Here is a 13,807-nt window from a genome sequence, read left to right on the forward strand (position 1 = left end):
ATGCCATGCACCGGCATGGGGCCCCGCCATCGGCCCATTCCATCTTCAGCGGGCGCTGACATGGCCCGCGCGCGCACCCATCCCCGGGAGAGGCCGTCACCCTCGCCCGCGCCCACCGAAGCCGGCCCAGGCGTCGTCGTCCCGCTCTACAACGAACACGACCTCGCTCGCAGCCTGCTCCCCTGGGCCGATCTCGCGCGGCGCCAGCAGAAGGTCAAGGCCTGGCTGGTGCTCACCGATCTGTGCGTGCTCGCGCTGTGTTTCGTGGCGGGCCGCCTGCCCGCGTGGCTGCGCGACGAGATCAGCCTCTCGCAAGCCATGAACGTGTGGTGGGCCGCCAATGGCCACCTGCGCCTCACGCTGTTCGCCGCCGTCGCGCTGACCATGGTGAGCTGGATGTGGACCGTGCAGGGCCACTACTCGGCGCACCGCCGCAAGCCCTGGTGGGACGAGACCCGCCAGCTGATCCAGGTGATCGTGCTCGCGGCCTTGCTCGATGCCATGGTCATCTACCTCGCCAAGTGGCCGCTCTCGCGCCTGTGGACCGGCGCCACCTGGGGCCTGGTGCTCGTCCTCCTGCCGCTGTCGCGCCTGGCCGTGCGCCACTGGTTGCTGCGCGCGGGTCTGCTCACGCAGCCCTATGTGCTCATCGGCCACCCCGACGATGTGGAAAAAGCCGCCGCCGCCCTGGCCAGCGAGCCGCTGCTGGGCTACAAGCCGGTGGCCGTGGTGTGTCCCGCCCCCGGCGCGCGGCTGGTCCAGCTCGGCGGTGGGCAGGTGGCCGCGCCCACCGCGCTGACGCCGGGCGTTCGCCAGTACCTCGCCCAACCCAGCCCCTACCAGCTCGTGGGCGTGCTCGGCATCCGGGACAACGGCTGGCTGCGCGAACTCGCACAGGAACTCATGCTCACGCGCGACGACCTCGTCATGGTGCCCGCGCTCGGCGGCCTGCCCATCTACGGCATGGAGGTCTCGCATTTCTTCAGCCACGACGTGCTGCTGCTGCGCGCGCGCAACAACCTCAACCGGCGCGGTCCGCAGGTGCTCAAGCGCGCGCTCGACATCGTGGGCGCCACTACCCTGCTGGTGCTGCTCGCGCCGCTGTTCGCCTGGGTCGCCTGGCGCATCAAGCGCGACGACGCGGGCCCCGCCTTCTTCGTGCAGAAGCGCGTGGGCGTGGACGGCCAGCTGTTCGACTTCATCAAGTTCCGCAGCATGGTGATGGACGCCGACGGCGCCCTGGAGCGCTGGAAGACCGAGAATCAAAAACTCTACGTGCAGTACCTGGCCAGCAACTTCAAGCTCGCCAACGACCCGCGCATCACCAAGATCGGCCGCCTGATCCGCCGCACCAGCATCGACGAGCTGCCCCAGCTCATCAACGTGCTGCGCGGCGACATGAGCCTGGTCGGCCCGCGCCCGCTGCTGGCGCGCGAGCTGGGCGAGTACGGCAAGAGCATTGCCGCCTACGGCAAGGCCCGCCCCGGCATCACCGGCCTCTGGCAGATCAGCGGCCGCAGCACCAGCACGTTCCAGCACCGCATCAACATGGACCTCTGGTACGTGCGCAACTGGTCGCTCTGGTACGACCTCGTGATCATGCTGCGCACCGTGCGCGTGGTCCTCAGACAAGAAGGAGCCTGCTGATGAACACCCCTGACACCATTTACGTCGCCGGTCACCGCGGCATGGTCGGCTCGGCCATCGTGCGGCAGCTGCGCGCGGCCGGCCATCCCGCCAGCCACATTGTCACGCGCACGCACGCCGAACTCAACCTGACCGACCAGGCCGCCGTGCGCGCCTTCTTCGCGCGCACCAAGCCGCAACAGGTCTACCTCGCCGCGGCCAAGGTGGGTGGCATCCACGCCAACAGCGTGTTCCCCGCCGACTTCATCTACCAGAACCTCATGATCGCGGCCAACGTGATCGAGGCCGCCTTCTGCAACGGCGTGCGCAAGCTGCTGTTCCTCGGCTCGAGCTGCATCTACCCCAGGCTCGCGCCGCAGCCCATGAGCGAGCACGCCCTGCTCACCGCGCCGCTGGAAGCCACCAACGAGCCCTACGCCGTGGCCAAGATCGCCGGCATCAAGCTCTGCGAAAGCTACAACCGCCAGTTCGGCGCCAGCCACGGCGTGGACTACCGCAGCGTCATGCCCACCAACCTCTATGGCCCGGGCGACAACTACCACCCCGAGAACAGCCACGTCATCCCCGCGCTGATCCGCCGCTTCCACCAGGCCCGGATGGCGGGCACGCCCGAAGTCGCCATCTGGGGCAGCGGCAAGCCGATGCGCGAGTTCCTTTACGTCGACGACATGGCCGCCGCCTGCGTTCACGTGATGAACCTGCCCAAGGCCGACTACGACCAGCACACTCAGCCCATGCTCAGCCACATCAACGTGGGCTCCGGGTCGGACCTGACCATCGCCGAGCTCGCGCACAGCGTGGCGCGCATCACCGGCTTCGAGGGCGGCATCCGCTTCGATGCCAGCAAGCCCGACGGCACGCCCCGCAAGCTGATGGACAGCAGCCGCCTGCACAGCCTGGGCTGGCAGGCCAAGGTCGATCTCCCCGCCGGCCTGGCCCTCACGTACCAGGACTTCCTGCAGCACGCCGCCGCCCACTGACATTCGCGAGCCCTACACCATGACCAAGAACCCGCCCATCCCCCACACCCAGCCCAAAGTCGCGCTCATCACCGGCGTCACCGGGCAGGACGGCTCCTACCTTGCCGAGCTGCTGCTCGAAAAGGGCTACATCGTGCACGGCATCAAGCGCCGCAGCAGCCAGTTCAACACCCAGCGCGTGGACCACATCTACCAGGACCCGCACATCGACGACGCGCGCTTCCACCTGCACTACGGCGACTTGAGCGACACCAGCAACCTCATCCGCATCGTGCAGGAGACCCAGCCCGACGAGATCTACAACCTCGGCGCGCAAAGCCATGTGGCGGTGAGCTTCGAAAGCCCCGAATACACCTCCGACGTGGACGGCCTGGGCACGCTGCGCCTGCTCGAAGCGATCCGCATCCTCGGCCTGGAGAAGAAGACCCGCTTCTACCAGGCCAGCACCTCCGAGCTCTACGGTCTGGTGCAGGAAATCCCGCAGAAGGAAAGCACACCCTTCTACCCGCGCAGCCCCTACGCCGTGGCCAAGCTCTACGCCTACTGGATCGTGGTGAACTACCGCGAGGCCTACGGCATGTACGCCTGCAACGGCATCCTGTTCAACCACGAATCCCCGCGCCGCGGCGAGACCTTCGTCACCCGCAAGATCACGCGCGGCCTGGCCAACATCGCCCAGGGGCTGGAGCCCTGCCTCTACATGGGCAACCTGGATTCGCTGCGCGACTGGGGCCACGCCAAGGACTACGTGCGCATGCAATGGATGATGCTGCAGCAGACGGAACCGGAAGACTTCGTCATCGCCACCGGCGTGCAGTACAGCGTGCGCCAGTTCATCGAGATGAGCGCGCGCGAGCTGGGCATCACGCTGCGTTTCGAAGGCCAGGGCGTGAACGAACAGGCCATCGTGCAGGCCGTCGAAGGCGACAAGGCCCCGGCGCTGCGGCCGGGCCAGGTGATCGTGAAGGTGGACCCGCGCTACTTCCGCCCGACCGAAGTGGAAACCCTGCTGGGCGACCCGGCCAAGGCCAAGAACAGCCTGGGCTGGGTGCCCCGGATCGCGCTGCAGGACATGGTGACGGAGATGGTGGTCTGCGACCTGGCCGACGCCCAGCGCCACGCCCTGCTCAAGCACCACGGCTACGCCGTGGCCGTCTCCAGCGAACACTGACCACCCGGTGCCGATCCCCATGTCCGCCCCCTTGCGCACCGCCCCCACCCGCCGCGCCTCCATCGCCCGCCGCATGGCCTCGGGCGCGGGCGCCTACGGGTATGCGCAGGCGGTCAGCATCGGCACGCAACTGGTGGCCTTGCCGGTCTTCCTCCACCAATGGGACATGGCCACCTACGGCTACTGGCTGGCCCTGACGGCACTGCCCTTCTACCTGTCGATGGCCGACGCCGGCATCTCCACCGCGTCGTGCAACCGGATGATCGGTCTCATCACGCAGGGCCAGAAGGCGCGCGCGGCCGGGGTGTTCCAGAGCGCCGTGGCCTTTCTGCTGAGCGTCTCGCTGCTGGCCTTGCTCGCGGTGGGCAGCGCGCTGCTGCTGTTGCCCGACACCACCTTGCAGGCGCCGCAGTGGAAGGCCGTGCTCATGCTGCTCTCCCTCAGCGTGGTGCTCAGCCTGTTCTGCAGCCTGGCCGAGGTGGTCTACAAGGCCACCGGCGGCTACGCGGCGGGCACCTACCTCGTCACCACCGGGCGCCTGGTCGAATGGGCCGGTGGCCTGGCCGGCCTGGTGCTCACGCAGACCTTCATCGGCGTGGCCAGCTCGGCCCTGCTGGCCCGGCTGGCCTACACGGTGCTGAGCATCGGCCTGAGCCAGCGGCGCACCGATTTCCTGCGCTGGGGCGTGGCGCGCGCCAGCTGGGCCGACGTGCGTCAGACCGCCGCACCGGGCGCGCTGTTCTTCTCGATCTCGATGACCAACGCGCTCAGCCTGCAAGGCTTCACCCTGCTGGTGGCGGCCACGCTCGGCCCCGCCGCCACCGCCGTCTTCAACACCTACCGCACCGTCGCCCGGGTCGTGGTGCAGGTCACCAACGCGCTGAGCAACCCGCTCTGGCCCGAGCTCACCGCCCTCAAAGGCCAGCAGGACGACCGCGCCTTCTGGAAGCTCTACCGCCGGGCCAAGCACCTGGGCCTGCTCATCGCCGCCGCGGGCGCGCTGCTGGTGTACCTGGTCGCGCCCTGGCTGCTCGAGGTCTGGACGCACGGCCAGATTCCCTTCACCGCCACCAGCATGGCGCTGTTCCTGCTCTACGCCGCCGTGTGCTCGGCCACCCAGGTCCCGCGCGTCGTGCTCATGTCCATCAACCGCCATGCCGGCCTGGCCGCGCAGAGCCTGGTGGCCGCTGTGGTCTCGCTGGTGGTGGCCTGGCTGATCTGGCGCAGCGCCGGCATGACGGGCGTGGTGGCCGCCATGGTGCTGGGTGAGGCCATGGTCTGGCTCACCGCCACGCGCGCCGTGCGCCGCCTGCACCGTCAGCACCGGCTTCAGGACCCGCCGGCCACAGGGGTCGCCGCATGATCATCGATCTGAACCACGCCCCGCCACCGGAGACCGCGCAAGACGTCGTCATCGTCGGCGGCGGCACCGTGGCCCTGTTGCTCGCGGTGCTGCTGGAACGCCAGGGCCAGCGCGTGACGGTGCTGGAGAGTGGCGGCGGCAGTTTCGAGACGCCGGCGCAGGCGCTCAACGACGCCACCGTCGTCGGCCGGGCCCACAGCGGCATTGCCGTGGCGCGCGGGCGCGCGCTGGGCGGCACCTCCAACCTCTGGGGCGGCCAGCTCACCGGCTTCGTGCCCTCGGATTTCGAGGCCCGCGCGGGCGTGTCGGACGCGCCCTGGCCCATCACCTACGACGAGCTGCTGCCCTGGTACGAGGCCGTGGCCAAGGAACTGCGGCTGGCTGACGCGCTCGACGAGCACACGCCCCAGGCGCGCAAGCTCTTCGGCGGCGGCTACCCCGACATTCCCGGGTTCACGCTGTTCCTCACGCGCTGGCTCAAGGAGCCTGCCATGGCGCGCCACTTCCGCGAGCGCCTGCAGAACGCGCCGAACCTCACGGTGCTGCTGCACGCCCACGCCACGGGCCTGGACCTGTCGCCCGATGGCGAGCGCGTCAGCACGGTCCGCGTGGCGCGGCCCGACGGCAGCCTCACCGCCATCGCCGGCCAGCGCGTCGTGCTGGCCAACGGCACAATCGAGATCGCCCGCCTGCTGCTGGCCTGCGCGGCCGAGCAGCCCCAGGCCCCCTGGGTCGGCAACCCCTGGGTGGGCGCGGGCTTCCAGGACCACCTGGAAATGCGCGGCGGGCGCGTGCACCCGCTGGACAAGCCGCGCTTCCTGCGCACCTTCCAGAACATCGTGCTCGGCGGCCACAAGTACCAGCCCAAGCTGCGGCTGGCCAGCGCCGGCGCAGGCGCCCTTGCTGCCGACCCGGCGCTGCAGGTCACCGGCTATTTCGCGTTCGAGTCCAGCATCGGCGAGCACCTGCAGCACCTGAAGGTGATGGCCAGGTCGCTGCGGCGCGGCGCGCTGCCGCGCCAGGGCCTGGGCGAGCTGCTGCGCCACCTGCGCGGCATGGGCAGCGCCTGGTTGCCGATGGTCGTGCAGTACCTGCGGCACCACCGCATCCACAACCCGGCCGACCGCGGCGTCTGGCTGGTCATGCACGCCGAGCAGCTGCCGCGCCACGACAGCCGCATCACCCTCGACCCGCAACGCAAGGACCGCTTCGGCATGCCGCTGGCCAAGCTGGACTGGCGCATTGGCGGCCAGCCTGAATTGCGCGCCATGGCCGGCTTCATGCGCCGCATCGGCGACAGCCTGCAGGCGGCCGGCTTGGCGCGGGTGGAGATCGATGCGCTGCTCGCCAACGAGGACACGCGCGCGCTGGACCAGGCCACCGACACCTACCACCAGTGCGGCGGCGCCCGCATGGGCCACCACGCGCGCGACGGCGTGGTGGACCGCGACCTGCGCGTGTTCGGCACCCGCAACCTTTACGTGGCGGGGGCCGCGGTGTTCCGCACCTCCAGCTATGCCAACCCGACGTTCACCGCGATGGCGTTCACCGCCCGGTTGGCCGAGCAGTTGCGACAGGAGGCCTCGACATGAACACCGCCACCCTCGATATGCGCACGCCCGATCTGCTCACGGACCGGCTCGGCTTTGGCTGCGGCCGCCTCAAGGGCGGTCGCGACAAGGCCACCTCGCTGCGCCTGATCCACGCCGCCCTGGATCTGGGCATCCGCTATTTCGACACCGCGCCGCCGTATGGGCTGGGTTCGTCCGAGTCCGTGCTGGGCGATGCGCTCAAGGGTCGGCAGGAGAACGTGCGGGTCGCCACCAAGGTCGGCCTGGCGCGCCCGGGATCGCCGGGGCTGCTGCAGAAGGCGCGTGCGGTGGTCAAGCCGCTGGCGAGCTGGGTGCCGGGTGTGCGCCAGGCCGTGCTCAAGGGCATGGCGCGGCGCGCGGCGCCGAGCAACTTCGACACCGGCTTCGTCGCCCGATCGTTCGAGACCAGCCTGCAGCAACTGCAGCGCGACCGCGTGGACCTGCTGCTGCTGCACGAAGCCCGCAGCCACCACGAGCTGGCTCCGCTGCAGGCGCTGTTCGAGCGCTACGTCGACACCGGGCGCCTGGGCGCCTACGGCAGCTCCACCGGCGACCCCCTGTACCAACTGGTGCGCTTCGGCTCGGTGCTGCAGTACCGCTGCCCGCCACCCGACGCCACGTGGACCACGGTCGACCCCTCCGATGTGCTGCACGGCACCTTGCGCTTCACCGCGCCCGCGGTGCAGCAGGCGATGGTGCTCGACCGCCGCCTCACCGAGCAGCTGGCCAGCCTGTTGCCCCGTGGCACGGAGCCCGTCAGCGCGAGCGGCTCGCTGGCACTGGCCTATGCGCTGGCCCGCTTCGACACCCGCCTGCTCCTGTCGACCAACGAGCCGCGCCGCCTGGTCGCCACGGTCGAGCAGCTGCAGCACATCACGGCCTCGCCCGACTGGCGGCCTGCGATGCAGAACCTCCACGCGGCCTTCGCTCCTGCGGGTGTCCCATGCGCGCCCTGAACACGCAGCTCTCGCGATGGCTCCTGGGCGCGTCGATCTACCTCACGGGCTGGTACTACGAAGGCCCGGCGCTGCAGGCCGCGCAGATGGGCGCTATCAGCCTGCTGCTGATGGCCGCCTTCTTCTCCGTGCTCTCGGGCGACACCCTGCGCGTTCGCATCAGCCTCGTGGAATGGGTCTTCGGCACCGCCTTCCTGTTCGCCATGCTGGTGGCCTGGTTCACCGGCAACGTGCTCTCCTCGCTCTATGGCGCCATGCTGCTGCTGGTGCTGGTGGGCATGTCGATGCTGGTTCGGCACCGCACGGCGGGTGAGCTCATCGTCGTGTTCCGCTGGGCCTATGTGGCGCTGGTGGCGTCGGTGGCGTTGCTCGAACACCAGGATCTCCTGGCGTCTCTCACGGGCAGTGTGGAGTACGGCCTCGGGCTGGTGCGCTACCAGCCCCTGGGCATGCACCCCAACCTGAGCGGCCTCGTGTACGGCGGTGGTGCACTGCTGTTCTTCCAGCGTTTCCTGGCGGCACCGCGCAGCCTGCAGAAGGCCTTCGCGCTGGGCATGGTGGGTCTGTGCCTGTGCGTGCTGCTGGCCGCTTCCGCGCGCGCGGGCATGTTCGCCCTGGCCGTCGCCGGTGCCACCGGCGTGATCCTGATCGCCTTGCGCGGCTCGGCCCGTTCGCGCATGAGCCTGGTGCTGGCGGTGATCGCCGCGCTGGCGTTCGTGGTCTTCAAGTGGGCCGACATCAAGACCTACCTCACCCTCATCCTCGACCTGGAGTCGCCGACGCGGGGCGTGGAATCCGGCGCGACGGGGCGCACCGACATCTGGCGCGCGGGCATCGAGCTCATCTTCTCCGACGCCCTGCGCATGCTCACCGGCACCGGCATCCGCTCGGCGCTGCCCGAACTGATCGGCTTCCCGGTGGAGAGTTCCTACATCAACCTGGCACTGGAACATGGCCTCGTGTTTGGCCCGCTCATCCTGCTCACCTTCGTGGTCACGGCCTGCCGCGCCCTGACCCACGGCCTGCGCCCGGGCCATGCCCGCTACCAGCTGTTCCTGGCCGGGCTGATGGTGGTCTTCATCCTCGCCCAGTCCATCTTCAACCGCTACCTGATCGGCGTGGGCAATCCGTATTCGCTGTGGATCTTCGTGCTGGTGCTGCAGCTCAACCTGCACCCCATCGCCATCGCCCGCCAGGCCACGCAGACCCTGCGCCAACCCGAGTTCCGCCAGCGCGCCCGTGGCCCGCTGGCGCCCGGTCGCGAGACCTTCTCTCACCTGACTCCGCGTCAGGAACCCACGATGGGAGCCTGAAATGACACGCAGACCAACCGACACCACGCTGATGCTGTTCATGGCCACGTGCCTGATCACCCTGTCCCACCTGGACAACTTCGTGCCGGACCCGCGCATCGCCACCGGCGGTGCCATCGGCAACGCGCTGTTCTTCTTTCTCTCCGGCTTCGGGCTGACCATGAGCCTGAACGCCGTCGGGTCGGGCGGCGCCGAGCCCTCGCTGCTGGCGTACCTGCGCAAACGCGTGCTGCGGCTGTATCCGGCGGCCCTGCTGGTGGCCTGCGTGATGCTCGCGGTCGGCATGATCGGCATCACCACCCCGGCCGACCTGGTGAAGACCTTCATCTGGCCCACGCCGTTCTGGTTCATCTCGGCGGTCATGGCGTTCTACGTGCCGATCTTCTACCTGGCCCGCCTGCAACCGCGCGGCATCGCCATTGCCATGGGCCTGCTGCTGATCCCTTACGCCATCTTCTACAGCCAGCTCGATCTGAGCCGCTTCGTCGTCGAAGGCGACGACTACTTCAAGTGGATCAACTACTTCGGCATCACCCTGATGGGCTGCCTGGTCGCGCGCCTGCAGCTCAGGCCTGAGGTGAGCCTGGCGGCCATCGCCGGCCTGGCGCTGTCGCTGCTGGCGTTCCTGGTCGCCAAGCTCACCGTGTTCCGCTTCGACCTGGGCGAGCTGCAATTCGTCTTCCACGTCCTGCTCTATCCCATCATCTTCTTCAGCTACCAGGTGCTGGCGGCCGAAACGGTGGTGCGGCCCCTGCGCGCCATGCCGTTCTTCCCGGCGATCGCGCTGCTGGCCGGGCTCACGCTGGAGATCTACCTCACGCAGACCGCGTGGATTCACTGGCTGGAAGCGCAGAACTACCCCTACGGCCACGCCGTGCTGCTGCCGCTGGCCGTGGTGCCGCTGGTGGTGTTCTCCGTTCTCACGCAATGGCTCTCCAACCGCATGGCCCACGGCGTCTCGCGCCTGCTGCCGCCCGTGCCCGTCTGATCACCCCGGACCACCGACATGACCTACGTCTTCTGGCACTCCTACCTCATGTTCCACCAGGCCGCGTACATCCGCGCCCTGGCCGAGCTGCCCGGCAACACCGTGCACTGGTGCGTGACGCAGGACCTGCCCGCCTACTACCGCGACCGGGGCTACCCGGTGCCCGACACCGGCCAGGTCCAGGTGCACCGGGCGCCCACGCCGGCCCAGATCGCCGAGCTCGCTTCCTTGCCCGGCTCGGTGCAGGTGTTCTTCGGCCTGCGCGGTTTCGCGCTGCCGCTGGCCGCCTTCCAGGCCAGCCTGGGCGCGCCGGTGCACCGCTTCCTGATGACGGAAAACCGCTATGAGCCGGGCGCGCGCCTGCTGCCCCGCTGGCTGGCCTACACCTGGGACGCGCTGCGCTACCGGCGCCACCTCAGCGGTGTGTTCTGCATCGGCCACTCGGGCCGCTACGGTGGCGCGCGCTTCTTCTCCGCCTGCGGCTACCCCCGGGAGCGCATCGTGCCCTTCGTGCATGTGGTGGACCGCACGCCGGTGCGGCACGACCCTGCCCCGCGCGATCACCTCGAGATCCTGTACGTGGGCCAGCTGATCGTGCGCAAGCGGGTCGACCTGCTGCTGCAGGCCTTCAGCGAGCTCGGCGTGCCGTCGGCCCGCCTGCGCCTCATCGGCCAAGGGCCCGAGGCGGACCGGCTTGCGCAGCTGGCCGACCGCCTCGGCATCGCCGACCGGGTGCGCTTCTCACCGGGCATGCCCAACGCAGACACCGTGGCGGCCATGGCCGATGCCGACGCACTCGTGCTGCCCAGCCGGTTCGACGGCTGGGGCGCGGTGGTCAACGAGGCCCTGATGGTGGGCACCCCCGTGATCTGCAGCAACCGCTGCGGCGCCAGCGACCTGATCGAAAGCGGCCGAAACGGGGATGTGTTCGAGGCCGGCAGCGCGCCCGCGCTGCGCGAAAGCCTGCAACGCTTCTGCGAGACGTTCCAGTGGGACCGCGCCGCACTGGCGGCCACCGAGTCCCACCGCCTGGGCGGGCCCGCGGTGGCGGCCCGCTTCCAGCAGAACGTCTTCCGGCTGCTGGCGCCCGGGCCGGTCACCGCGCCCTGGAAACCCGAGGTGGCCCAGCGATGAACATCGGCATCCTCACTTTCCACTTCAGCGACAACTACGGTGCCGCGCTGCAGGCCTATGCCTTGCGCCGCTGGCTGACGGAGCAAGGTCACCACGCCAGTTTCATCGACTACCGGCCCGCCCACATCGAGCAGGGTGGCCGGCTCACTCTGCCCACCTCGCCCGCCAGGATCAAGGCCAACCTGAAGGTGGTGTACCTGGCGGTGTCCTCGTTCCTGCACCAGCACTTCGGCCACCGGGACCAGAAGGACAAGTTCGTCCGCTTCCGGGAACAGTTTCTGGGCGTGCACCCCAAGGCCACCCCGTCCGAAAACGAGGCCTCTCTGGCGGCGGCACAGGCCTGCGACCTGATCGTCGCCGGCAGCGACCAGATCTGGAGCCCGTCCCAGCATTTCGGTTTCGATCCCAACTACTTCCTGGCCTTCGCCCAGTCGTTCCCCGCCAGAAAGATCTCTTACGCCGCCAGCTTCGGCAGGGACCAGGTGTCGGCGGCCGAAGCCGCGCAACTGCCGCCCCTGCTGCACCACTTCGATGCCATTTCGGTGCGAGAAGCATCTGGTGTCGCACTGGTCGAGCGGGCCACGGGGCACCGACCCGCCAACGTGCCCGACCCGACCTTGCTGCTGGGCAACTACGCCGAACTGACCGAGCGGACGCCGCCCGAGCCACAGGACCCCTACCTCTTCTGCTACGGACTGCGCTCGCCCGACAACATCCGCCAGACCGCCGAGCTCGTGGCCCGCCAGCTGGGCTGCCCCATCCTCTCGCCGCACAACCCGCACCGGCGCTGGGTCGAGATCGGCCAGACGGTCTACCCCGATCCGGCCGAGTGGGTGGCGCTCATCAAGAACGCGCGCTTCGTCGTGACCAACTCCTTCCACGGCACCGTGTTCTCGCTGCTGTTCAAGAAGCCCTTCATCGTGGCCGGGCTGACCGGCGACAAGGCCGTGGCCAATGCCCGCGCGATCCACCTGCTGCGGGCCGTGGGGCTGGAAAGCCGTTTTGCGGCGTCGTTCTCGGCGCAGCGGACCGAAGCCCTGATGGCCACGCCGATCGACTGGGCCGCCGTGGACCAGCGGCTCGCGGACCTGCGCCGGGCCGGCAACGAGTTCCTGAGCGGGCAACTGAAGGCGGTGACCCCATGAACCCCATGAGCGACTTCGGTGCGCTGAGGTACCGCAACCGGTTCACCTCCACGGACAAGCTGCGGCGCTGGGCCTGGGAGCTGGTGTGGCTGCTGGCGTTCCGCCCCACGCCCCGCTGGGCCCTGCATGGCTGGCGGCGCTTCCTGCTGCGCTCGTTCGGGGCCCGGGTGGGCACCGGTTGCCGCATCGCGCCCTCGTGCCGCATCTGGGCGCCGTGGAACCTGAGCATGGGCGATTACACGGCCCTCGGCGATGGCGTGGACTGCTACAGCATGGACCGCATCACCCTCGGCTCCAAGGTCGCGGTCAGCCAGCGCAGCTTCCTGTGCGCGGGCTCGCACGACATCCGCTCCCTGTCCCGCCCGCTGATCACCGGCCCCATCACGATCGAGGACCACGTGTGGATCGCGGCCGAGAGTTTCGTGCACCCGAACGTGGTGATCCGGGAAGGCGCCGTCATCGGTGCGCGCTCGGTGGTCATCAAGGAGATGCCCGCCTGGTCGGTCTGCGCCGGCCACCCCTGCCGCAAGATCAGGGACCGCGTGGTGAAGGAGCGTCACCATGTTTAGCAAGCTCGCCAAGGTGGCCGGGATCTTCAGCGAGGCGATGCGCGACGCCGTGCTGTTCCTGCGCTTCAACTCGTACTCCCCGTTCGTGGACCCCTCCAAGCGCGCGTTCTACAAGATCCTCATCGAGGCCCACACGATCGAGAAGGGCCTGTCGCTGCCCGACCCCAAACCGCTGTTCGGCAAGGACAAGATCCGCTTCGTCATGAACGCGCTGTCGCGCTACGACATCGGCTACTCGACGGTGCCGGCCCACATGTCCCTGGGTGCGCTGGAGGCCTATGCCAGCTTCCACGCCAAGGCCGGCCTGAGCGACCCCCTGCTCGACGAGATCGCGGCCTTCCTCAAGGCCTGGGAGTCCAGGGTCCCGCGGCCCTGGAAAGGCGGCACGCGCGAGGTCTCGTTCCAGGAACAGATGCCCGAAGACCTGCCGCACCTGCTGGCCAGCCGTTCGAGCATCCGCGCCATGCGGCCCACGCCGCTGCCCGGCGATCGCATCGTCGAGGCCATCGCCCAGGCCCAGCAGGCGCCCTCGCAGTGCAACCGCCAAGCCTCGCGCGTGCACGTCTATCAGGACCGCGCGCGCATCCAGGAGCTGCTGGCCCTGCAGGGCGGATCGCGGGGCTTTGCGCCCACGGTGGGCAACCTGTTTGTGGTGAGTTCCGACATCTGCGCCTGGGGCGGCCCCGGCCAGCGCAACCAGGCCTACGTCGATGGCGCGCTGTTCGCCATGTGCCTGATGTTCGCCTGCCGCTCGATGGGCTGGGGCGCCTGCCCGCTCAACCTTGCCATCGACCACAAGACCGAGTCCGCGATCCGGCGTGTCGGGGGCATCCCCGCCGGCGAGCGGCTGATCATGATGATCGCCTTCGGCGAGCCCATCGCACCCCAGACCCGCGTGGCCTTCTCACCGAGAAGACCGGCCGCCGAGATCGCCACGCTGCACGCATGA

12 protein-coding genes are annotated in these 13,807 nt (G+C 69.2%); all 12 read left to right on the top strand.

The features are described from left to right. The first annotated feature begins 60 nt into the window (after positions 1–60). From wbaP to ACODTB_RS13700, 12 genes are read left to right on the top strand one after another with little or no spacing between them, the layout of a single operon-like run. The gene (gene wbaP / locus ACODTB_RS13645) at positions 61–1,647 is read left to right on the top strand and encodes an undecaprenyl-phosphate galactose phosphotransferase WbaP (RefSeq protein WP_291121750.1); all 1,587 of its coding nucleotides are present in this window, start codon (positions 61–63) and stop codon (positions 1,645–1,647) included. Further along, a complete protein-coding gene (gene fcl / locus ACODTB_RS13650) occupies positions 1,647–2,627 on the top strand; it encodes a GDP-L-fucose synthase (RefSeq protein ID WP_488929400.1) in 981 nt (326 codons plus the stop codon). The genes wbaP and fcl overlap by 1 nt, the downstream gene beginning before the upstream one ends. Positions 2,628–2,646: 19 nt before the next feature. After that, the gene (gene gmd / locus ACODTB_RS13655; RefSeq protein WP_488929401.1) at positions 2,647–3,798 is read left to right on the top strand and encodes a GDP-mannose 4,6-dehydratase; all 1,152 of its coding nucleotides are present in this window, start codon (positions 2,647–2,649) and stop codon (positions 3,796–3,798) included. A 19-nt stretch (positions 3,799–3,817) separates the two neighbouring features. Further along, the gene (locus tag ACODTB_RS13660) at positions 3,818–5,161 is read left to right on the top strand and encodes a lipopolysaccharide biosynthesis protein (RefSeq protein WP_291111630.1); all 1,344 of its coding nucleotides are present in this window, start codon (positions 3,818–3,820) and stop codon (positions 5,159–5,161) included. Then, positions 5,158–6,753, top strand: coding sequence for a GMC oxidoreductase (locus ACODTB_RS13665; RefSeq protein WP_291111628.1), 1,596 nt, complete (start codon positions 5,158–5,160; stop codon positions 6,751–6,753). The genes ACODTB_RS13660 and ACODTB_RS13665 overlap by 4 nt, the downstream gene beginning before the upstream one ends. Continuing rightward, positions 6,750–7,709, top strand: a complete 960-nt coding sequence (locus tag ACODTB_RS13670; protein WP_291111626.1) for an aldo/keto reductase — start codon at positions 6,750–6,752, stop codon at positions 7,707–7,709. The genes ACODTB_RS13665 and ACODTB_RS13670 overlap by 4 nt, the downstream gene beginning before the upstream one ends. Further along, entirely contained in the window at positions 7,697–9,022 is a 1,326-nt protein-coding gene (locus ACODTB_RS13675) for an O-antigen ligase family protein (protein ID WP_291111624.1), read from the top strand. Before ACODTB_RS13670 ends, ACODTB_RS13675 begins: the two co-directional genes overlap by 13 nt. 1 nt (position 9,023) lies before the next feature. Beyond that, positions 9,024–10,010, top strand: coding sequence for an acyltransferase family protein (locus ACODTB_RS13680; RefSeq protein ID WP_291111622.1), 987 nt, complete (start codon positions 9,024–9,026; stop codon positions 10,008–10,010). An 18-nt stretch (positions 10,011–10,028) separates the two neighbouring features. Beyond that, positions 10,029–11,144: a glycosyltransferase family 4 protein gene (locus tag ACODTB_RS13685; RefSeq protein ID WP_291111620.1), complete on the top strand. Its 1,116-nt coding sequence runs from the start codon at positions 10,029–10,031 to the stop codon at positions 11,142–11,144. Then, on the top strand, positions 11,141–12,289 hold the full coding sequence (locus ACODTB_RS13690; RefSeq protein WP_291111618.1) for a polysaccharide pyruvyl transferase family protein: 1,149 nt from the start codon (positions 11,141–11,143) through the stop codon (positions 12,287–12,289). The genes ACODTB_RS13685 and ACODTB_RS13690 overlap by 4 nt, the downstream gene beginning before the upstream one ends. Continuing rightward, a complete protein-coding gene (locus ACODTB_RS13695) occupies positions 12,286–12,858 on the top strand; it encodes an LbetaH domain-containing protein (protein WP_291111616.1) in 573 nt (190 codons plus the stop codon). Before ACODTB_RS13690 ends, ACODTB_RS13695 begins: the two co-directional genes overlap by 4 nt. Beyond that, positions 12,851–13,807, top strand: coding sequence for a nitroreductase family protein (locus ACODTB_RS13700; RefSeq protein WP_291111614.1), 957 nt, complete (start codon positions 12,851–12,853; stop codon positions 13,805–13,807). Before ACODTB_RS13695 ends, ACODTB_RS13700 begins: the two co-directional genes overlap by 8 nt.

Source organism: Hydrogenophaga sp. FG152, assembly GCF_057809615.1.

Excerpts from the sequence above, each read along its gene's own strand:
- ACODTB_RS13690 (WP_291111618.1), top strand. The coding sequence starts at position 11,141 with ATGAACATCGGCATCCTCACTTTCCACTTCAGCGACAACTACGGTGCC.
- ACODTB_RS13670 (WP_291111626.1), top strand. The coding sequence starts at position 6,750 with ATGAACACCGCCACCCTCGATATGCGCACGCCCGATCTGCTCACGGAC.
- ACODTB_RS13675 (WP_291111624.1), top strand. The coding sequence starts at position 7,697 with ATGCGCGCCCTGAACACGCAGCTCTCGCGATGGCTCCTGGGCGCGTCG.
- ACODTB_RS13680 (WP_291111622.1), top strand. The coding sequence starts at position 9,024 with ATGACACGCAGACCAACCGACACCACGCTGATGCTGTTCATGGCCACG.
- ACODTB_RS13665 (WP_291111628.1), top strand. The coding sequence starts at position 5,158 with ATGATCATCGATCTGAACCACGCCCCGCCACCGGAGACCGCGCAAGAC.
- ACODTB_RS13695 (WP_291111616.1), top strand. The coding sequence starts at position 12,286 with ATGAACCCCATGAGCGACTTCGGTGCGCTGAGGTACCGCAACCGGTTC.
- gmd (WP_488929401.1), top strand. The coding sequence starts at position 2,647 with ATGACCAAGAACCCGCCCATCCCCCACACCCAGCCCAAAGTCGCGCTC.
- ACODTB_RS13660 (WP_291111630.1), top strand. The coding sequence starts at position 3,818 with ATGTCCGCCCCCTTGCGCACCGCCCCCACCCGCCGCGCCTCCATCGCC.
- fcl (WP_488929400.1), top strand. The coding sequence starts at position 1,647 with ATGAACACCCCTGACACCATTTACGTCGCCGGTCACCGCGGCATGGTC.
- ACODTB_RS13700 (WP_291111614.1), top strand. The coding sequence starts at position 12,851 with ATGTTTAGCAAGCTCGCCAAGGTGGCCGGGATCTTCAGCGAGGCGATG.
- wbaP (WP_291121750.1), top strand. The coding sequence starts at position 61 with ATGGCCCGCGCGCGCACCCATCCCCGGGAGAGGCCGTCACCCTCGCCC.
- ACODTB_RS13685 (WP_291111620.1), top strand. The coding sequence starts at position 10,029 with ATGACCTACGTCTTCTGGCACTCCTACCTCATGTTCCACCAGGCCGCG.